The organism is Klebsiella sp. (genome assembly GCF_027492335.1).
GTDB lineage: Bacteria > Pseudomonadota > Gammaproteobacteria > Enterobacterales > Enterobacteriaceae > Klebsiella > Klebsiella huaxiensis.
In genome coordinates this window covers 79257-101095 of the sequence record NZ_JAPUEW010000005.1, presented here as the reverse complement: position 1 = coordinate 101095, position 21839 = coordinate 79257, and the positions used below count along the sequence as shown (strand labels likewise).

Annotated in this window: 15 protein-coding genes and 1 tRNA gene; 8 read left to right on the top strand and 8 right to left on the bottom strand. The window is 52.3% G+C overall.

Translation table 11 applies throughout. The features are described 5' to 3' along the window. Positions 1–81 precede the first annotated feature (81 nt). Complete coding sequence (rcsC, locus tag QVF11_RS01310; protein ID WP_287854950.1) at positions 82–2928, top strand: two-component system sensor histidine kinase RcsC; 2847 nt, start codon at positions 82–84, stop codon at positions 2926–2928. 43 nt (positions 2929–2971) lie between these two features. Here rcsC and rcsB read toward each other — a convergent pair whose 3' ends face one another. After that, complete coding sequence (rcsB, locus tag QVF11_RS01305; RefSeq protein WP_110272326.1) at positions 2972–3622, bottom strand: response regulator transcription factor RcsB; 651 nt, start codon at positions 3620–3622, stop codon at positions 2972–2974. 16 nt (positions 3623–3638) lie between these two features. Further along, on the bottom strand, positions 3639–6299 hold the full coding sequence (gene rcsD / locus QVF11_RS01300) for a phosphotransferase RcsD (RefSeq protein ID WP_287854948.1): 2661 nt from the start codon (positions 6297–6299) through the stop codon (positions 3639–3641). A 773-nt stretch (positions 6300–7072) separates the two neighbouring features. Between rcsD and QVF11_RS01295 the strand changes: the two genes are divergently transcribed. The 6 genes from QVF11_RS01295 (at position 7073) to mgtE (ending at position 14433) form a co-directional block, all read left to right on the top strand. After that, on the top strand, positions 7073–8167 hold the full coding sequence (locus QVF11_RS01295) for a porin OmpC (RefSeq protein ID WP_287854946.1): 1095 nt from the start codon (positions 7073–7075) through the stop codon (positions 8165–8167). 103 nt (positions 8168–8270) lie between these two features. After that, positions 8271–9323: an FAD:protein FMN transferase ApbE gene (gene apbE, locus QVF11_RS01290; protein WP_287854945.1), complete on the top strand. Its 1053-nt coding sequence runs from the start codon at positions 8271–8273 to the stop codon at positions 9321–9323. Between the two features lie 72 nt (positions 9324–9395). After that, positions 9396–10460, top strand: coding sequence for a bifunctional DNA-binding transcriptional regulator/O6-methylguanine-DNA methyltransferase Ada (gene ada, locus QVF11_RS01285; RefSeq protein WP_112213035.1), 1065 nt, complete (start codon positions 9396–9398; stop codon positions 10458–10460). Further along, positions 10460–11110, top strand: a complete 651-nt coding sequence (alkB, locus tag QVF11_RS01280) for a DNA oxidative demethylase AlkB (protein WP_287854942.1) — start codon at positions 10460–10462, stop codon at positions 11108–11110. The genes ada and alkB overlap by 1 nt, the downstream gene beginning before the upstream one ends. 74 nt (positions 11111–11184) lie before the next feature. Next, positions 11185–12828, top strand: coding sequence for a multidrug ABC transporter permease/ATP-binding protein (locus QVF11_RS01275; protein WP_287854940.1), 1644 nt, complete (start codon positions 11185–11187; stop codon positions 12826–12828). Positions 12829–12996: 168 nt separating this feature from the next. Then, positions 12997–14433: a magnesium transporter gene (gene mgtE, locus QVF11_RS01270; RefSeq protein WP_110272333.1), complete on the top strand. Its 1437-nt coding sequence runs from the start codon at positions 12997–12999 to the stop codon at positions 14431–14433. Here the strand turns inward: mgtE and QVF11_RS01265 are convergent. After that, complete coding sequence (locus tag QVF11_RS01265) at positions 14396–15643, bottom strand: SulP family inorganic anion transporter (RefSeq protein WP_287854938.1); 1248 nt, start codon at positions 15641–15643, stop codon at positions 14396–14398. The genes mgtE and QVF11_RS01265 overlap by 38 nt on opposite strands. A 281-nt stretch (positions 15644–15924) precedes the next feature. Here QVF11_RS01265 and mqo point away from each other — a divergent pair, with 281 nt between their 5' ends. Next, positions 15925–17559, top strand: coding sequence for a malate dehydrogenase (quinone) (gene mqo / locus QVF11_RS01260; protein WP_287854937.1), 1635 nt, complete (start codon positions 15925–15927; stop codon positions 17557–17559). Positions 17560–17603: 44 nt separating this feature from the next. On the opposite strand, the gene eco is transcribed toward mqo, so the two are convergent. The 5 genes from eco to QVF11_RS01235 form a co-directional block, all read right to left on the bottom strand. Next, positions 17604–18095 (bottom strand): serine protease inhibitor ecotin, encoded by a 492-nt coding sequence (eco, locus tag QVF11_RS01255; protein ID WP_112213040.1) that lies wholly within the window; start codon positions 18093–18095, stop codon positions 17604–17606. A 212-nt stretch (positions 18096–18307) separates the two neighbouring features. Beyond that, positions 18308–19414 (bottom strand): AI-2E family transporter, encoded by a 1107-nt coding sequence (locus QVF11_RS01250; RefSeq protein ID WP_287854936.1) that lies wholly within the window; start codon positions 19412–19414, stop codon positions 18308–18310. Positions 19415–19604: 190 nt separating this feature from the next. After that, a tRNA-Pro gene (locus QVF11_RS01245) sits at positions 19605–19681 on the bottom strand. A 77-nt stretch (positions 19682–19758) separates the two neighbouring features. Then, on the bottom strand, positions 19759–21519 hold the full coding sequence (gene yejM / locus QVF11_RS01240) for an LPS biosynthesis-modulating metalloenzyme YejM (RefSeq protein WP_287854934.1): 1761 nt from the start codon (positions 21517–21519) through the stop codon (positions 19759–19761). A 19-nt stretch (positions 21520–21538) separates the two neighbouring features. Next, complete coding sequence (locus QVF11_RS01235) at positions 21539–21766, bottom strand: YejL family protein (protein ID WP_112213214.1); 228 nt, start codon at positions 21764–21766, stop codon at positions 21539–21541. Positions 21767–21839 lie beyond the last annotated feature (73 nt).

The window sequence follows — 21839 nt, the reverse complement described above, 5'->3', positions numbered from 1 at the left end:
TGTTTCCCCGTTGCGGGACTGTTATTTTATCGTTACCTTAACCCCATTCTGTTGAGCCCCTGACGGCCGAGCATCGCCACATTGAAATATCTAGCTTCTTTCCATACGACGTTAAAGGTTTCACGCTACCTGTTCAGAGCGCTGGCGGTACTGCTGTGGATGCTGATCGCTTTTGTCTCGGTGTTTTACATCGTTAATGCCCTGCATGATCGGGAATCGGAAATTCGTCAGGAATTTAATCTGAATGCCGATCAGGCGCAGCGTTATATTCAGCGCACGGCAGATGTTATCAAAGAGCTGAAATACGTCGTGGGTAACCGGCCAATGAACGGCAGTGAAGGCGGTGATGCGCCAGTACAGAATGGCGATATTGCGATCCCTAATTTTGAACCGCTATACCCTGATTCCGACTGCGCGCTAATGAGCACCACCTGGCGTAACTCTCTGCAGTCGCTGGCGTGGTTCATGCGCTATTGGCGCGACAACTTCTCTACGGCGTATGATCTCAACCGTATCTTTTTGATTGGCAGTGATAACCTCTGTATGGCTAACTTCGGCCTGCGGGATGTGCCGCTGGAGCGAGATCAGGCGCTTAAAGTTTTACATCAACGTATCGAGCAATATCATAATGCTCCACAAAACGAACGTGGCAACAACCTGTTCTGGATAAGCCAGGGCGTGCGTCCAGGCGTTGGGTATTTTTACGCGCTGACGCCGATATATATGGCTAACCGGCTGCAGGCGATGCTTGGCGTGGAACAAACTATCCGCATGGAAAGTTTCTTTACTCCGGGTAGTTTGCCGATGAACGTCACTATTCTTGACGATAACGGTCAGTCACTCATTTCGCTCGCCGGGTCAGACAGCAATATTAAACCTGACGCGAAGTGGATGCAGGAACGGTTATGGTTTGGCTATACCTCGGGCTTTCGCGAACTGGCGATGAAAAAAAGCCTGCCACCGTCATCTTTGAGCATCGTCTATTCAGTGTCGGTGGAACAGGTGTTAGAACGCATCCGGATGCTGATCCTTAACGCCATTGTGCTCAATATCCTGACCGGAGTTATCCTCTTTGCGCTGGCCCGGATGTATGAGCGGCGGATTTTTATTCCGGCAGAAAATGACGCCCAACGTCTGGAAGAGCATGAGCAGTTCAACCGAAAAATTGTGGCTTCCGCGCCGGTAGGGATCTGTATTTTACGTACGCTCGACGGCACTAATATCTTGAGTAACGAGCTGGCGCATAACTATCTCAACATGTTGACGCATGAGGACCGGCAGCGGTTAACGCAGATCATCTGCGGTCAGCAGGTGAACTTTGTTGACGTGCTGACCAGTAATAATACCAATCTGCAAATCAGCTTCGTTCACTCGCGCTATCGTAATGAAAACGTGGCGATTTGCGTGCTGGTGGATGTCTCGGCGCGCGTCAAAATGGAGGAGTCGCTGCAGGAGATGGCCCAGGCCGCAGAACAGGCCAGCCAGTCGAAATCGATGTTCCTTGCCACCGTCAGTCACGAACTGCGCACGCCGTTGTATGGGATTATTGGCAATCTCGATTTGCTGCAGACGAAAGAGCTGCCGAAGGGGGTTGATCGCCTGGTGACGGCGATGAATAACTCCTCCAGCCTGCTGCTGAAAATTATCAGCGATATCCTCGATTTCTCGAAAATTGAGTCCGAGCAGCTCAAAATTGAACCACGGGAGTTTTCGCCGCGTGAAGTGATGAACCACATTTCCGCTAACTACCTGCCGTTGGTGGTGCGTAAACAACTTGGGCTGTACTGCTTTATTGAACCCGACGTGCCGCAGCTGATGTCCGGCGATCCGATGCGCTTGCAGCAGGTTATTTCAAATCTGCTGAGTAACGCGATCAAGTTTACTGATACCGGCTGCATTATCCTGCATGTAGAGCGGGCGGGCGACTACCTACAAATTAGCGTGCGCGACACCGGAGAAGGGATCCCGGCAAAAGAAGTCGTGCGTCTGTTCGACCCGTTCTTCCAGGTCGGTACCGGCGTGCAGCGTAACTTCCAGGGAACCGGTCTCGGTCTGGCGATTTGTGAAAAGCTTATCAGCATGATGGATGGCGATATTGCTGTCGAAACGGAACCGGGCATGGGTAGCCGGTTCACTATTCGAATTCCACTGTATGGCGTACAAAATACGCCGCCGCTGATTGTTGATAGCCTGTCTGACAAATGCTGTTGGCTGGCGATTGATAACACCTCTTTGGCGCTGTTTGTCGAGTCGTTGCTGAAATACCACGGTATTCCGGTCCGTCGTTTTAAAGGGCAAGCGCCGGGAATGGATGATATTTTGCTGACCGATAGCGAGACTAATGCGGCATGGCCAGGAAGCTCCGTGATTATCTTCTGCCGTCGGCATATCGGAATTCCGCTAGAGCGAGCGCCGGGTGAGTGGTTGCATAGCGTCACGACGCCGCATGAACTGCTGTCGCTGCTCGGACGCATCTTCCATATCGCCGTCGATAGCGCGGAAAACGACCCCGTGCTATCCGCGCCAGAAACGCAAACTGCCGACAATGATGACATGATGATTCTGGTGGTGGATGATCATCCAATCAATCGGCGTCTTTTGGCCGATCAACTGGGATCTCTGGGCTATCAGTGCGTCACCGCAAACGATGGGGTCGATGCGCTTAACGTGCTGAGTAAACAGCATATTGATATTGTGCTCAGTGACGTCAACATGCCGAATATGGATGGTTATCGACTGACTCAGCGCATTCGTCAACTGGGATTGACGTTGCCGGTAATTGGCGTGACCGCTAATGCGCTGGCTGAAGAGAAGCAGCGCTGTCTGGAGTCCGGTATGGATAGCTGTTTATCCAAGCCGGTAACCCTTGATATTATCAAACAAACATTGACGGTCTATGCCACACGGGTGCGCAAGGGAAGGGCGTAAGGGATTTTCCCGGATAGCGTGGCGCTATCCGGGAAGAGAGCGGTTAGTCTTTATCCGTCGAACTCAGAGAAACGGAAGAGAGGTAGTTCAGCAGGGCGATATCGTTTTCCACGCCGAGTTTCATCATCGCCGATTTTTTCTGGCTACTGATGGTTTTGATACTACGGTTCAGCTTTTTGGCGATCTCGGTAACCAGGAAGCCTTCGGCGAACAGGCGCAATACTTCACTCTCTTTTGGCGACAGGCGTTTGTCACCGTAACCACCGGCGCTGATTTTTTCCAGCAGACGCGAAACGCTCTCCGGGGTGAATTTCTTGCCTTTCTGCAGTGCGGCCAGCGCTTTCGGCAGATCGGTCGGTGCGCCCTGTTTCAGTACGATCCCTTCGATATCCAGATCCAGTACCGCGCTCAGGATCGCCGGGTTGTTATTCATCGTGAGTACAATGATCGACAGATCCGGGAAATGACGCTTGATGTATTTGATAAGCGTAATCCCATCACCGTACTTGTCGCCGGGCATGGATAGGTCGCTAATCAGGACGTGAGCGTCCAGCTTAGGAAGATTGTTGATTAATGCCGTGGAGTCTTCAAACTCGCCAACAACGTTCACCCACTCGATTTGCTCAAGTGACTTACGAATACCGAACAGTACGATCGGATGGTCATCGGCAATAATTACGTTCATATTGTTCATGTATTAGGCTACCTTGCTACAGCAAGCTCTTGACGTAGACGTCAATGTCGCTGATATATTTTTCTATGCCTTGAGTATCTTTTTCACGAATCAGATGCTCAAGCGTTTCACATAATTGCTTGCCGGGTACCAGATTAAGCATAGCAAACGCCCCTTTGAGGCGGTGAGCGGTTTGCGCCAGCGCGGCTAAATCGCTCGTTGCCAGTTCATTATACAGCCTCTTAACATCATCTGGTACCGTGTCGGCAAACAGCGCGTAATAGCCGCTGGCATGCAGTTCGGCGTTACTCACGCTTTCAGGGGGAGAGTGCTGCCCCTCTTCATCAGCCAGTTGCTGCTCTATCAGCTGTAGAATAGCTTCCTGCATCGCGGTGCTGATATTAAAATTGACGCGGAGCTGACCTGAGCTAATCTTATGAATCCCGACTTCATCATCGCTTAAAAGCAAGCCTGAAGCAGTAAGATTAGACGGATTATCCGTTAAAAAGAGATCATATTGTTGACTTGTTATTCTATCATCCGGCGAGATGCAGGTCGCGCCCCAGCTTTCGAGCTGGCGCGTAACGATACGGCGCACCTCATTAGAGGTAACATCAAGCAATACCACAACATCATCCAGTAGATGTTCCCCTGAATCACTCTCTTCTTCACTGGCCGCCATTTTAAGATGTAAGGAATAGCGGGTACCCAGCGACTCGCGGGCTTTGATATTCAACTGTCCACCGAGCTTGCGGGTCAGGCGATCGCAGAGCCAGAAGGTAAGGGCGTTAGCTTTACCATAGAGGTCTGACTGCGTCTCGTTGAGGAACGGGAAGTGCATATTATCGATTTCGTCACCGGAAACCCCATTACCGGTATCAAGAATACGGAAGGTCAGGCGATCGTCTGCCGACTCATCTTTACTCACTTCCAGAGTGATTTTGCCAATCTGAGTAGTGGTGACTGAGTACTGAATTAACAGTAAAAGCGTGCGGCGCAACGCATCACGATCGCCGTAACGTTGCTCATTTGCCGGTAGTGCATTGTTAATCAGTAGCTGCAGCCCTTTGCGTTTGATGATCGGTAAGACTTCAGGTACCACTTCATCTATGAGTCCCTGTATGGAGAACAGGCCCTGGGCGCTTTTCCAGCTATCACTCTCAAGGAGGTTTGCCAGTTGAATCTCATCCACCAGTTGTACCAGTTCATCTGCATGCTGGGCCAGCTTATGGCTTTCAGTAATACCGAGCGCCGCCGCTTCTTCTGCCAGCGTTTGCGCAGGTTGTTTTAGCGCAGCGCCGATATGCTGCATAAAGGCAGCGCGGCCTTGCTGGTTTTTCTCGTACAGACGTTGAGCCTGTTTGAGTTTCCTGGTGACCAGAACTTCACGATCCTGATCGCGAATGATGAAGATTTGCGTACGCGGCGAGACCTGGCTGCGGAACTGGCGAATTTCATACAATTCATTATTTACTGTGGCCTGAATGACGCCCTGGTGCTGATCGGCCATATTGATAATATTCTGCAGGTTCAAATGTGGCAGCAGATGATCGGCGATAGGATTGCTGATTATCGTACGGTTAGCCTCCTGGTCATGAACCAACAGCCCCAATGGCAGCAGCGAGACAATCTCTTCATGGATTGCGCGTTGGGCGCGCAATTCGCTATTGGCTGTCGAAGATACCGCTGTGCTGACCACGTCTTTACGGCCGCTGTAGTGGCGAAAGGTCGTGAAACCGAACAGCGTCAGCGCCAGCAGGCCGATATTCAACAGCAGCGGTAGCAAAATATTCTGTAAGGATTCCAGAATCAGCTCGCTGAAGGGCACCATCCAAACCAGCCGCATACCGGTGGTATTAATCGTGGTGGTAATTTCAATCCGCGGGCCATTAAAGTTGATGCTGACGATATCGGTGGCTTCTTTGTCCGGATTGTTGCTGATGCTTTGCGACGGATCGGGTTCAAGACGGAAGCTCTCCAGCGACATACCGGGAGGAATGAGATCGTTAATGGGGAGATCGAAAGCCACAACGGTCGCCAGGTGACCCGGCTGGTTAAAAGTGGTGCGTAAAGTAAAGTAGTAACCGTTCTGCCATGCGAGATGACGCAGTGACGAAAATGTCTCACGTTCATCTAATGTATTTGCCTGGAGCAACATTTCGGCCCGTCGGGACTCCACGACGCTGCTGATGGTTGACTCTTTAAAGCTGGAGGAGAGATCTTTTAACGGCAGCGTTGAAACTAAAATAAGGCTGTTATCGAGTCCGTTAAGGTAATACATCGACCAGGGAATGGTCTCCGCGCCCCATAAGATGTCGAGATAGTTGGTGATTTTTTGCGTCATTTCCAGCGTTGAGCTGTCATGAGAGCCAAAAATCAGCGCTTCTGTTTTGCGCCTGGGTTTCTCCAGGTAGTAAACATCCTGCTTCAAACGCGTTTCTTGTAAACCGCTCTCTCCGGTTGCGCCGGGAGAGGTTGCCGCGATGTTGTCATATATTTGCCAGGTGGCGTAGCGCCAGGTATCAATACGCTTATGCAAGTCATAGCTGACATCGACAACCTGATAACTTTTGTCTTTCAGCCATGCGTTGACGGCGCTTTGAATCATGACCCCCATCGTCGCCAGCAGGACGATGACCATTAAAATGAAGAAACGGGTAATGTTGCCGGGGATCAGGGAAAATTTTTTCGGGGTCATCGTGTGAGAGTATGACTCATCAGTGTTTGTAAACGGAACGTTGCGCCCGGGTAACTGGGAGCAGGACGGATGCTATAGCCAGTATAAGGGCTAATGCCGTAAATCCATACAACTGAATATCATACATTGTTTTATTTGCCTTGAGATTCATCTTAGATCCGCGGCGGCTGACAAACATGAACAGTGCGATTGTTTTTGTACAATTACTTACCGATTTTTCAAATTAAATAGCACTAATTAACAAGAAATTGTGCGAATAACCTTAACTCGGCGCGTAAGTTGTTTGATTAATAACCGTTATTTTTTGTTGTGCCAGGATGGGAATAATTAAAGATGTGTAAAGAAGGGTAAAAAAAACCGGATGCGAGGCATCCGGTGGAAATAGGGGTAAACAGACATTCAGAACTGAATGACGGTAATAAATAAAGTTAATGATGATAGCGGGATTAATTTTAGTCTCAGTTGAGATTTTTGTTTTACCATTCAGTGCTATAGGAATATAACCTGATAACATATTGATATTGTTTGATAATTTTAATTTTTTGATTATTAGTGCTTATTTAAATGGTCTATATCGAGATAAAAAAAGTTCCCTCTGATTTACAAATTGAAACATCTTGTGCGCATTTGGAAACATTTTAGAAGTTTTAGTATCATATTCTTGTTGGATTATTCTGTATTTTGCAGCACAATGAAATAGCCGACTGATTAGAAGGGTAATCAGTAAGCAGTGGCAATAATAAAAGGCATATAACAAACAGAGGGTTAATAACATGAAAGTTAAAGTACTGTCCCTCCTGGTACCAGCTCTGCTGGTAGCGGGCGCAGCAAATGCGGCTGAAGTCTATAACAAAGATGGCAACAAATTAGACCTGTACGGTAAAATCGACGGTCTGCACTATTTCTCTGACGACAAAGGCCAAGATGGCGACCAGACCTACATGCGTCTGGGCATCAAAGGCGAAACTCAGATCAACGACCAGCTGACCGGTTACGGCCAGTGGGAATACAACGTTCAGGCGAACAACACTGAAAGCTCCAGCGATCAGGCATGGACTCGTCTGGCATTTGCAGGTCTGAAATTCGGCGACGCGGGTTCTTTCGACTACGGTCGTAACTACGGCGTTGTCTACGACGTGACTTCCTGGACTGACGTTCTGCCGGAATTCGGCGGCGACACCTACGGTTCTGACAACTTCCTGCAGTCTCGTGCTAACGGCGTTGCAACTTACCGTAACTCTGACTTCTTCGGTCTGGTTGACGGCCTGAACTTTGCTCTGCAGTATCAGGGTAAAAACGGTAGCGTAAGCGGTGAAGGTTCTACCAATAACGGTCGTAGCTGGAACAAACAGAACGGTGACGGTTACGGCACTGCTGTAACTTATGATATCTGGGAAGGTATCAGCGCTGGTTTCGCGTATTCTCACTCTAAACGTACCAGCGATCAGAACACTCAACCTGCTCTGGGTCGTGGTGACAACGCTGAAACCTACACCGGTGGTCTGAAATATGACGCCAACAATATCTACCTGGCGACTCAGTACACCCAGACCTACAACGCAACTCGCGCTGGCAACCAAGGTTTTGCTAACAAAGCACAGAACTTTGAAGTTGTTGCTCAGTACCAGTTCGACTTCGGTCTGCGTCCATCCGTTGCTTACCTGCAGTCCAAAGGTAAGGATCTGGAAGGTTACGGCGACCAGGATCTGCTGAAATACGTTGATGTAGGCGCGACCTACTACTTCAACAAAAACATGTCCACCTACGTTGACTACAAAATCAACCTGCTGGACGACAACAGCTTTACTCGTAACGCCGGTGTTTCTACCGACGACATCGTTGCTCTGGGCCTGGTTTACCAGTTCTAAGCACGCTGAAGTTTCGAAAAAGGCGCCGATGGCGCCTTTTTTTATGCCCGGTTTAACCTTGCTGGTGTACTCTTTGAATCCCAGTAAGAGGAAGCCAATTTTTATGGATATCACTTTTTTCCGCGCCGCCCTGTTTGGGGTCTGCGTACTACTTTCAGGCTGTGATTCAGCCACCTCTCCACAGACGCCAAAATCTGCTGCCACCGTGCTGGATGGTAAAACCATGGGCACGTTCTGGCGAGTCAGCGTGATCAATGTTGATGAAGCAAAGGCCCAGGAGCTGCGCCAGAAGGTGCAGGCTCAGCTGGATGCCGACGATCGTCTGCTCTCAACATGGAAAAACGATTCGGCGCTGATGCGTTTCAACCATTCACCGAGCACCACACCCTGGCCGGTCAGTGAGGCGATGGCGGATATCGTCACCCTATCGCTGCGCATTGGCGCTAAAACCCATGGCGCGATGGATATTACCGTCGGGCCATTGGTCAATTTATGGGGTTTTGGCCCGGATAAACAGCCGGTAAAAACGCCGGATGCGCAGCAAATTGCCGCGGCAAAAGCGCGCAGTGGGTTACAGCATTTGACGGTTATTAACCAGGCTGACAAGCAGTTTTTGCAAAAAGACATTCCGGATCTGTTTGTCGATCTTTCCACCGTGGGCGAAGGATACGCTGCCGATCACTTAGCGCGCCTGATGGAACAAGAAGGGATCTCGCGTTACCTGGTTTCCGTAGGTGGCGCGCTGGTGAGTCGCGGAATGAATGCCGAAGGGCAGCCGTGGCGGGTGGCGATCCAGAAGCCGACCGACCGCGAAAACGCCGTTCAGGCGATCGTTGATATTAACGGCCACGGTATCAGCACCTCCGGCAGCTATCGCAACTACTATGAGCTGGACGGTAAGCGCATCTCGCACGTTATCGATCCACAAACCAGGCGACCGATCGATCATAAGCTGGTTTCGGTGACGGTTATCGCCCCAACGGCGCTGGAAGCCGACGGCTGGGATACCGGACTGATGGTGTTAGGGCCGAAGAGGGCGCAGGACGTAGTGCGTGAACAGGGACTGGCAGTGTATATGATTATCAAAGAAGGTGAAGGGTTTAAAACCTGGATGTCGCCGCAGTTCCGCGCGTTCCTTGTCGGCGAGAAAAATTAAACCGCAAGATTTCGGGTTTTTGCTAACGGACTTCGGCCCAGACTGAAGATACACTTACTGCAGGAGTCCGTTATGAAACCGATGATGATTGATACCGATGAGCGTCGCTGGCAGGCTGTATGCGAGCGCGACATTCGTGCCGATGGCCAGTTCGTTTTTGCCGTGCTGACCACCGGCATTTGCTGTCGTCCGTCCTGCCGTTCACGGCGGGCGCTGCGGGAGAATGTGCGTTTTTACCCCAACGTTGAAGCCGCGCTGGCGGCAGGGTTTCGCCCGTGCAAACGCTGCCAGCCGGATAAAACCGATCCACAGCAGCAGAAAGTGGAAAAAGTGGCCGCCGCTTGTCGTCTGCTGGAGCAAGAAACACCGATAACTCTCGAAGCGCTGTCCCGTGAGCTTGCGGTCAGCCCCTTTCATTTTCACCGTCTTTTTAAATCCGTTACCGGAATGACGCCCAAAGCCTGGCAACAGGCCTGGCGCGCGCGCCGTTTACGCGAGGCGTTGGGTCAGGGGCGGACGGTTACGGACGCTGCTTTGGCCGCCGGTTTTCCGGATACCAGTAGCTACTATCAGCAGGCTGATGCCGCGCTGGGAATGACCGCCAGCCAGTTTCGCCGTGGCGGCGATGATACCGATATTACCTGGGTATGTGACGACGGCCCGCTGGGACGCTGCCTGGTGGCTGAAAGTGAACGGGGCATATGCGCCGTGCTGCCGGGTGATGACGATACGTCGCTACATGAGGAATTAGGCAAAATATTTCCCAATGCACGTCTGCAGCCTGGTGATGACGTTTTTCATCAGCGAGTCGCTCAGGTATTTGCGCATCTTAACGACCATCGCCAGCTAATCTCTTTGCCGCTGGATCTTCGCGGCACCGCTTTCCAGCTTCAGGTCTGGCAGGCTCTGCGCCAGATCCCGGCGGGAGAAACGCGTAGCTATCGCCAGGTGGCGCAAAGTATTGACCGTCCCCGCGCGGTCAGGGCGGTGGCAAGCGCCTGTGCCGCCAACAAGCTAGCAATGGTTATCCCGTGTCATCGGGTGGTTCGCGAGGGCGGGGCTCTGTCCGGCTATCGTTGGGGAATCGCGCGTAAAGCATTACTGCTAGCGCGCGAAGCGCAAACTGAGGAGAACTGATGCTCGATCTTTTTGCCGATACGCCGCCCTGGCAAGAGCCGCTGGCACCGGGGGCGGTAATTTTACGCCGCTATGCTCGCGAACGCGCCCCGGCCTTGTTGTTGGCAATTACTGATATTGCCAGCCGTTCGCCTTTTCGTCAGATGGTGACGCCTGGCGGCTATACGATGTCGGTCGCGATGACTAACTGCGGCGAATTGGGCTGGACTACCAATCAGCACGGCTATCTCTACTCTCCCGAGGATCCGCTGACGGGCAAACGCTGGCCGCCGATGCCGCCGCTATTGCGAGAGCTGGCCACAGAGGCCGCTTCTGCGTGCGGTTATGAGAGATTTGCGCCTGATGCTTGTCTTATCAACCGCTATCAACCGGGGACGAAGCTGTCGCTGCATCAGGATAAAGATGAGCACGATCTGCGCGCGCCTATTGTCTCTGTCTCACTGGGGCTCCCGGCAGTATTTCAGTTTGGCGGTAAACAGCGTAACGATCCGCTCCGGCGGGTGCTGCTGGAGCACGGCGATGTGGTGGTCTGGGGCGGTGAATCACGGCTGTTTTACCACGGTATTCAGCCGCTGAAAGAGGGGACTCATCCCGACACCGGTAGCTGCCGCTACAGTCTCACTTTTCGTCTGGCAGGCAATAAAGAATAAAAATAAGAATTATTCTTGCTGTCATCGGCGAGCAGTTTAAACTGCTGGCTGTTTTTGCTTGCCCGGGTTGTCTTATGGAACTTCTTCTTCTTGTCTGGCGTCAGTATCGCTGGCCGTTTATTTCCGTTATTGCTTTAAGTCTGCTCAGCGCGGCGCTCGGGATCGGGCTCATTGCCTTTATAAACCTGCGCCTGATGACCATTGCCGATACCTCGCTGACGGTGTTGCCGGAATTTTTGGGCCTACTGTTGCTGCTGATGGCGGTCACGCTTGGCTCACAACTGGCGTTGACCACGCTCGGGCACCACTTCGTCTATCGTCTTCGCGGCGAATTTATTAAGCGTATTCTTGATACCCAAATCGAAAAGATTGAGAAAATCGGCAGCGCGTCGCTGCTGGCTGGTTTAACCAGCGACATTCGCAATATCACCATAGCCTTCGTGCGCCTGCCAGAGCTGGTGCAGGGGATTATTCTGACCTTCGGTTCCGCCGCTTACCTGGCCTGGCTGTCGGGAAAAATGATGCTGATCACTGCGCTATGGATGGCGTTAACCATCTGGGGCGGCTTTATGCTGGTGTCGCGGGTCTATAAACATATGGCCTCTCTGCGCGAAACCGAAGACAAGCTGTATCACGATTACCAGACGGTTCTCGAGGGGCGTAAAGAGCTGACCCTTAATCGCGAACGTGCTGAATATGTGTTTAACCAGCTGTATCTTCCTGATGCTCGTGAATATCGCCACCATATTGTTCGCGCTGACACCTTCCACTTGAGCGCGGTGAACTGGTCGAATATTATGATGCTGGGCGCAATTGGCCTGGTCTTCTGGATGGCTAATAGCCTCGGGTGGGCCAATACCGCCGTGGCGGCAACCTACTCTCTGACGCTGTTATTTCTGCGCACGCCGCTGCTTTCCGCGGTTGGCGCGCTGCCAACGCTGCTCAGCGCTCAGGTGGCGTTCAATAAGCTGCATAAGTTTTCGCTTGCGCCGTATCGCGCTGAATTCCCGCAGCCCCAGGCGCATCCCCACTGGCAGACTCTGGAACTGCGCGATGTCGCGTTTCATTATCCTGATAACAGCTTTGCCGTGGGGCCGATTAATATGACCCTCAAGCGCGGTGAGCTGGTATTCCTGATTGGCGGTAACGGCAGCGGCAAATCGACGTTGGCCATGTTGCTGACCGGGTTATATCAACCGGTTTCCGGGCAAATTTTACTCGACGGTCAGCCGATGGCGGCAGATAAACCGGAAGATTATCGTAAGCTGTTTTCGGCGGTATTTACCGATGTTTGGCTGTTCGATAGACTGCTGGGCCCGGAAGGGAAAACGGCGGATTCAGCGCTGGTAGACAAGTGGCTGGGTTATCTGAAAATGGGTCATAAGCTTGAGCTGGATAACGGTAAAATTCTCGACCTGAAGCTGTCGAAGGGACAGAAAAAGCGCGTAGCGCTGCTGCTGGCGCTGGCGGAAGAGCGAGATATTATCATGCTGGATGAGTGGGCGGCGGATCAGGACCCGCATTTCCGCCGGGAATTCTACCAGGTGCTGTTGCCGCTGATGCAGCAAATGGGTAAAACCATTTTTGCTATCAGCCATGATGACCACTACTTTCAGCATGCCGACAGGCTGCTGGAAATGCGCGGTGGCCAACTTTCTGAGCTAACCGGAAAAGAGCGCGAACTGGCGACTCGCGATGCGGTTGCTCGTACTGCCTGATAACTTTGCTACATCCCGGAGGCGTTAGCCGTCCTCCGGGATTTCCTCTGGCTGCTTTTTTTTCCATCGACTAAATTCATAACGGTTATTATTTCCGCCTCCTCGCGCTATGCTTAAGGCTTCCGGCCTGCTGGTCTGACAGATATTTTTACAAGGATTGCCTGACCGATGTCCGTTTTGCATAAAAAAAGCGCCAGATTGCGCGACGAAGAGCGCGCCCGTCTCATTTGGTTGCTGAGCACCGATAAAGCCGTCACTTCCTCATTGCTGGGTAAATTAACCCTGGCTGAACGCTACGATGAAGGTACATTGGCCGACGATCTGGCCGAAGTGGAAGTGCTGGTTTCTCACCTGCCGCCTCCGGATCTTGCCGATGCGCTCGAAGCGTTGCCTTACGACGCACGTAACGCGCTCTGGCGACTGGTGGCGGATGATAAACGCGGTGAGGTGCTGCTCGAGGCATCGGAAAGCGTCTGGGGCGATCTCATCGAAGAGATGAGCGATCATGACCTGCTGTTTGCGCTGCAAAATCTCGATATTGATGAACAGGTCTACCTGCTGCAACACTTACCGCGTGATCTGACCGGACGCCTGCTGGCGACGCTGCCTGCGGATAAGCGTGCACGTATTCGCCAGATGATGCGCTATGCCGATAATACCGTCGGCGCGATCATGGAATTCGAGGTCATCACCGTTCGCCCGGAAGCGACGCTTGCGGCGGTACAGCGCTACCTGCGGCGGCTAGGCAAAATGCCGGAAAACACCGATAAGCTGTTTGTGACCACCCGCAACAAGCTGCTGCTGGGCGAACTGGAACTACAAACCATCCTGCTTAACAATGCGCAGAAGCGGGTAGGGGAAGTGATGGAAGGCGATCCGGTTACCTTCCAGCCGCATGAAGATGCAGAAAAGGTGGCGCGAACGTTTGAACGTGACGACTTACTTAGCGCCGCCGTTATTGATGCTGACGGCAAGTTAATGGGGCGTTTGACCATCGATGAGATCGTCGATGTGGTCTACGAAGAGACCGACAACGATTTACGCCGAATGGGTGGTTTGAGTAATGATGATGACGTGTTTGCCCCGGTGAGCAAAGCGGTGAAAACCCGCTGGGCCTGGCTGGCGGTGAATTTGTGCACCGCGTTTATCGCCTCCCGCGTTATTGACGGTTTTGAACATACTATTTCACAATTGGTCGCACTGGCCTCGCTGATGCCGATTGTCGCGGGGATCGGCGGCAACACCGGTAATCAGACGATTACTATGATCGTCCGTGCAATGGCGTTGCAGCATATTCAGCCGGGAAGTTTCACCTTTCTGATTTTACGCGAAATGGGCGTTGCGCTGATCAACGGGATCGTCTGGGGCGGGATCATGGGCGCTATAACCTGGTGGCTGTACGACGATCCGCAGCTCGGTGGCGTGATGACGCTGGCAATGATGCTGAACCTGCTGATGGCGGCGATGATGGGCGTTATTATCCCGATGGTGATGGTCAAGCTGGGGCGCGATCCCGCAGTCGGCTCCAGCGTCATGATTACCGCTATCACCGACACCGGTGGGTTCTTTATTTTTCTTGGGCTGGCGACGATTTTTCTGATGTAGCCTGCGGTTTATTGCGCAGGCGGCGGGGAATCAAGGCCATTGAGACCAGACCCGCCAGGACGCCAATCGCCAGATTGCTGGTACCGACGGTTGCGCCGACGGTCACCAGCATCACCAGCGTTTCCGGCCACGGATTATGCGCCAGCTCCGTCGGACGAATACTGTGCCAGCTAAAGGTTTTCACCGCCACAATGACCATCACCCCGGCGAGAACGGCCATCGGAATTTTTGCCATCACTTCGCTTAATGCGGTCACTAACAGCAATAGCACCAGGGCAGCGGCAATCGTGGAGACGCGGCTGCGGGCTTTGCCCATTTCGACGTTAACAATGGTCTGGCCGATCATCGCGCATCCGGCAATGCCGCCATAAAACCCGGCAAGAATATTGGCAATCCCCAGACCAGCGCTCTCACGCGATTTACTGGAAGGGGTATGGGTCAGGTCATCGACTAATTTAGCCGTCAGCAGCGACTCCATCAGGCCGACAAAGGCGATACTGAGCGCGCAGGGCCAGATAATTTGCAGCGTTGTTAAGTCCAGCTGCACTATCAGGCTGGTCAATCCAGGTAATCCGCCGCCCATCGGGCCCTCATCGCCAACGGTAGGCAGCAGTTGGCCGCTGAAAACGGTAAACAGAGTCAGCAGAACGATAGCAATCAGCGGCGAGGGGATGGCCTTGATATAGCGCGGTGCCCACAGCACAATCAACAGCGTTAAAACAAACAAGCCGATAATCAGCGGCTGCTTGCTCCAGAAATGCGGTACCTGGGCGAAAAAAATGAGGATCCCTAGCGCATTGACGAAACCGGTCATCACCGCCTGCGGAATAAAGCGCATCAGGCGCGCCATACCGCATACACCAAACAAAATTTGAATCATCCCCGCAAGAATGACCGCAGGCAGAATATAGCCAACGCCATGTTGGTGCACCAGTGGCCCGATGACCAGCGCGACTGAACCGGCAGCGGCAGTGACCATGGCCGGTCTACCGCCCAGTACTGACATCGCCAGACACAGCACCACAGAAGCGACCAGGCTAACCTTTGGGTCAACGCCAGCAATAACGGAAAAGGAGATAACCTCGGGGATCAGGGCCAGTGCGGTCAGCACGCCTGCCAGGGTTTCGCGCGTCAGTAGCGCGGGCGAACGCAGTATCTGGCTTAATGTGCCAGCGTTGCCGATGGTAGCGGAATCAGAAACAGGGGGCATAAAAAAAGTTCGCAGATTATAAAAAAACGGATGTGGTATCAGCCGATGCTTTCGTGCAGTCCGTCACAAAACCGGGGATGATAGCGCGGAAACAGACTTCACACCAGTACAAAATGTGATTTGCGATACACATTTATTAAACATTTTTATAACAGATCTCAAAACTAAACTTAAAATTTAAACAATATTTAAATTTTTTTTCTTCAGTGTTACCTTTGAAGCCGAGAATCGTTTCACCTGCGCTATATAACAAAAGCGAGTAAAAGTAAGGCTCAAATTCGATGAAGAAAAAGATGGCCGTACCCAGCTCACAGGCGGTTGGTTCCAATAACACTCGGACCAACACCCGCCATGAGCAAGAGACGGATGTATTGTTGATCGGCGGCGGCATCATGAGCGCCACGTTGGGAACCTGGCTCCAGGAACTGGAACCAGATTGGTCTATTACCATGGTCGAGCAGATGTCCAGCGTCGCGGAAGAGAGCTCAAACGGCTGGAACAACGCGGGTACCGGACATGCCGCGCTGATGGAGCTGAATTATACGCCGCAAACTGCTAACGGAATTAATATCGATAAAGCAGTTGATATCAACGAATCCTTCCAGATTTCTCGTCAGTTTTGGGCCCACCAGGTGACGCGCGGCATTCTCAATAAGCCGAAATCCTTTATTAACAGCGTGCCGCACATGAGCTTTGTGTGGGGTGAGGATAACGTCAACTTCCTGCGCGCCCGCTACGCAGCTTTACAGCAAAGCGAACTGTTCCGCGGCATTCGCTACTCTGAAGATCATCAACAAATTAAACAGTGGGCTCCGCTGGTGATGGAAGGGCGCGATCCGCAGCAGAAAGTGGCTGCCACCCGCACGGAAATGGGCACCGACGTCAACTACGGTGAAATCACCCGTCAGCTGATTGCCGGGCTGAAAACTCATGAAAATTTCTCTCTCCAACTGGGTACCGTGGTGCGCCGTTTTAAGCGCAATGCCGACAAGAGCTGGACCGCGACGCTGGCGGATGCCAACAATCGTCATCAGAAACGCGTCATCAAAGCCAAATTTATCTTTATCGGTGCTGGTGGTGCAGCCCTGACCCTGTTGCAGGAAACCGGTATTCCGCAGGCCAAAGAGTATGCGGGCTTCCCGGTTGGCGGGCAGTTCCTGGTGTGCGAGAACCCGGAGGTGGTCGAGCATCACCTGGCGAAAGTCTATGGTCAGGCAGAGGTGGGCGCGCCGCCGATGTCGGTTCCGCATATCGACACCCGTATTATCGACGGTAAGCGCGTGGTGTTGTTTGGGCCGTTTGCCACCTTCTCAACGCGTTTCCTGAAAAACGGCTCGCTTTGGGATCTGCTGGCCTCCACTAATACCTCGAACATCATGCCGATGCTCAACGTGGGTCTGGATAACTTCGATCTGGTGAAATACCTGATTAGCCAGGTGCTGCAAAAAGACAAAGATCGTCATGCGGCGCTGTGCGAGTACTATCCTGAGGCGCGTAAAGAAGACTGGCGCTTATGGCAGGCAGGTCAGCGTGTGCAGATTATCAAACGCGATAAGAAGATAGGCGGCGTTCTGCGTCTCGGAACCGAAGTGGTCAGCGATGATGAAGGGACCGTGGCCGCGCTGCTGGGCGCATCGCCTGGGGCTTCTACCGCCGCGCCGATTATGCTGCAGCTGATGGAAAAAGTGTTTAAGGACAAGGTCGATTCAGCAGCCTGGCAGGCGAAGCTGAAAGAGATAGTGCCGAGCTACGGTACGCGTCTGGATGGCAATGCGGCAGAAATCGAAAAGGCGCTGGCGTGGACCAGTGAAGTGCTGGAACTACACTATGATCCGATTACCGTGACTGATGATGTTCCGCAGGCGGAGCTGAAGCCGCTGCCGGAAGGCAAACCTATTGCTGATATTGCGCTGTAACCCATTGTCCGGCGGCTCAGGCCGCCGGATTCTATCCTCAGGCATTAACGTTCAACGGCATTGCCGATGGTCTCGTCCGCTCTCCAGATACGATATTTCACTTCAATGTTAGCCGGGGTATACACCACGATAGGCAGTTTGCTGTTGTAGCGCAGCATTCCTGCATCACCCAGCCCTGCGGTTACAAATTGCTGCTCTTTTTTACCCTCCGGGCAGGCCATCATTGTTGAGACCGGCGAGGTCACTTTATCAAATACGTAGTAGTCGTAGCCCCAGCCTTCAAGGGTTTTGCTTTCTAGTTGACCGCCCAGGCGGTGACGATTGCAGTCGACTTCCAGCGTTTGGCCAATCATCAGCTCAACTTTCAACACCGATTCATCCTGCTGCTGCGGGAGCTGAATCACCTGACGCTTCATCCCTTTTTCAGCCTGCGGGTAGGGGGCGATTTTTTCTAGCGGCTGTTCTGCGGCCAGGGCGCTGGTGGAAATGCAGGCAACGGCCAGCAGGGAAACGGCGAACGTAGTGATTTTTTTCACGTGAGTAATCCTTTTTTATCAATCCTCAATAGCACAATAGTAGCATTATCAAGGTGGAAGGTAGGTTGTGTTTACCAAAATTTTCACAATATATAGTTATAAATTCTGCTGAGATTGCGAGGGGTAGCGGCCTTAACTTAAGGATTACACTAAGTAATCACTTTTGTCATCGTGTTGAACAGGGGGAAGCCCCTGTTCATTAAGGTAATGCGCTACTCCTCGCGGTTTTTTCCCTCTTCTAAGAAGTCTTCATCTATCTCATCGATGTTTCCGGCGTGATCGCGCCCGGAAAGAAGGTTCCAGCAGGCAATAAATAGCGCGGCAATCAGCGGGCCGATAACAAAGCCATTGATACCATAGATTTCCATCCCACCAAGGGTAGATATCAGGATCAGATAGTCCGGCATTTTGGTATCTTTGCCCACCAGCAGAGGGCGGAGGATGTTATCCACCAGACCTATCACTATCACGAAGAAGCCAACGATAAAGGCACCTTGCCATATCTGTCCGGTGGCAAAAAGATAGACAGCCGCCGGAACCCAGATAATCGCGGAGCCCACCGCCGGGATTAGCGACAGAAATGCCATCAGCGCCCCCCACAAGATGCTGCCATCAATACCGACAATCCAGAACGCCAGCCCGCCAAGCGCGCCCTGGACAATCGCCACCGCGACGGTCCCTTTTACTGTTGCCCGCGCGACGGCGGCAAATTTGGCGAACAGGTGCTGTTTAACGTGATTTGACAGTGGCAAAGACTCAAGAATTTCCCTCACCAACTGCGGACCATCTTTCAGCAGGAAAAACAGTAAATAGAGCATGATGCCGAAGCTGACAGTAAAACCGAAGGTACCTTTGCCAATCAGGAATGCGCTCCCGGCAAGATACTGACCCCCTTTTAGGGCAACGTCAGAAAGCTGCTGCTGAATTTGGTCAGCGCTATCCAGGTTATGCTCAGAGAGGAAGCTGCGGGCCCATTCAGGCAGGTGTGCAAACAGGCTGGCGACTACCGTCGGAAACTGAGTGTCGTTGTGCTGTAGCTTGGTGTAAACCACATTCAATTCAAAGGCCAGCGACGAGAGAATAATCGCCAGAGGGGTGAAGACGATCAGACAAATAATGACGACGGTAAGCAGTGACGCAAGCCCGTTGCGTTCATTCAGGCGGCTACGCAGTTTGTTCTTAACGGGGTTGAAGATGACCGCCAGAATCGCCGCCCATAAAATAGCTGAATAATAAGGGGAAAGGACGTCGAAAAACGCGAGGGTGACGATCAGCAGAATCAGGATGAAAAATCCTTTTGTAAGTCCATTAACTCTCATGTAAATCCTTCAGGGCAATGACGTATACCATAAAATAATAGAAGTTTTTCCTCGATTTACAATCGGAGTGGGGGTGGTTTCTTGATAAAAACAGATGGGATAACTGAGCATTAAAAAACCCGCAAACTCAAAGAGAATGCGGGTTCTTAAGGGGTTACCGGTCGTTGAAACAACTTACCGATGAATGATTTGGTCGGCACGGAGAGATTCGAACTCTCGACCCTCGCCACCCCATGACGATGCGCTACCAGGCTGCGCTACGTGCCGATTTGTGGGGAACAATATTACCCGTTCCCCAACTGAATGCAAGCCGGGATATGACTGATTGATTCATAAATAATCAATCAGTTAGCGATGAAGCGTTTTTCATCGGTCAGCACCTGCAGCAGTAAGCTGAGCTGCGGTTTTTGAGCCTTAACCTTCTCACCTTCGCTGTTCCAGGTATTGTAAGTCCCGTTGTGATTGAGCACGATGGTGACTCTTGGCGTAGTAATTGCCAGTGTATCACTATTGGCTGCAGTCACCCATGCGCGACGACGGGCGGCGCTAAACAGGTCTTCACCCTGGGAATACTCGTTTGCCGGAGTGGAAACGTGCAGCAGACGTTGCATCAACGTCGTCATCACGTCTTTGTTATCCGTCAACGTAGTAATTTCCTGTGCCGGTGTGCCGGGCCAGTGAATCACTAATGGAACCTGCAGTTGCTCACGAGACCAGCCAAACTGGTCATGCTGAGGATTCAGCGGCATACCATGACCTGCCGTCACGATAACCACCGTGTTGTCCAGTTTGCCTGATTCGCGCAGCGCGTTCAGTACCCGGCCAATTTGCGTGTCGACATCGCCAGCGGCTCGGCTGTAGCGGCGAACAAAGTTTTGCTGCTGGCCGTTATCGAAGGTGGTGCCGTTGAGCGAAACCCATGAGAACCAGCGGTTTTCATCCTGGGCGTAGCGATCAAGCCAGTTAATCCACTGGCTTGCTGTTTGCTCATCGCTTTGCGTTTTCGCGACCGGCAGCGAGAAGTCTGAGAGCAGCGCCTGACGATAAAGCGGGCTGCTAAAACCGTCTGATGAGAACAGCCCCAACTGATAGCCCTGCTGATTCAGCGAGGTAATCAGCGCCGCAGGGATACGGGCCGACAATACGCCATCCATATAGCCTGGAGAAATTCCGTAGAACAGGCCAAAGAAGCCGCTGTCGGCGGTGTTACCAGAGCTCATATGCTGGGTGAAGTTGACGCTCTCTTTCGCGAAACCGGCCAGCACCGGCATGTTTTTCTCAAAGTGGGAGTAGTTAAGGTTATCAACGGTGATAAGCAACACGTTATAACCGGCGCCGAGATCGCGATAATGCAGATCGCTCAGCGGATACTGTACCGAGACCGCTTCCGGTGCGCCTTGCTCTACCAGACGGCGCTGATAGTCCTGTGCATCTAGTAAACCGTGTTTTTCCAGGAAGCGGCGGGCCGTCATCGGATAGGAGAGCGGCAGATTCGCCCGCTGCATGGTTATCGGGCGATAGAAATTCGCATCCGCCCAGATATAGACCAGATGGCTGCTAATAAAAGAGATAAAGAAGAACCAGGCAACCGGACGGGCGTAGTGGCGACGACGCGTCAGGCTGCGCAGCTTCTGCCAGCTCCAGGTTGCAAAGAGCATTTCCAGCAGGAAGATAACGGGCACGCTGATAAACATCAGCTGCCAGTCACGGGCCATCTCGTTCTGATCGGGGTTTATCACCAGTTCCCAGACAAAGGGGTTGAGATGCAGGTGGAAGCGAGTGAAAACTTCGCTATCGATCAGCAGCAGCGTCATACCTGCGGTCGCCAGAATGACCGAGATAAAACGCATTAAACGCTGTGAGATGACGATAAAAGTCAGCGGGAAAAGAATCAGCACATAGCTGGTAAAAACCAGGAAGCTGAAGTGACCAACGAGGCTGACGTACGAGAAAATACGTCCAGCAAGCGTCGTTGGCCAGTCGGCGACAAAAAGATAGCGACTGCCGAGCGCCATTGCCAACAACATGTTGAACAGGGCGAACCAGTGTCCCCAACTGACCATCTGGGAGACTTTTTCTCGGTAGGGCTGACGTAGAGTCACCATATACTGTTGTTCGTTATCCTTAGTGCGCCGGATCGTCGTTGATAGATGACTGCAACGCCTGGGCAAAAGAACGGGCGATAGCCTGACGCTGCGCCGGCGCGACGCTACTATTGATCAGGTTGGTCACCATATTGCCCAGCACCATCAGTGAAAGGTCAACGGGGGCTTTGTGTGTTTCCAGAACGCTCGTCAGCTCGCTGAGCAGCTGTTCGACTTGTTCATCGCTATAGCGGGATATTTGCGGCATAAACTCAAAATCTGTCTGTTCGTGAAAGGGCAACATATTACCGTAGCAGCGGCTTTTTTTCCGCATTTTTTCA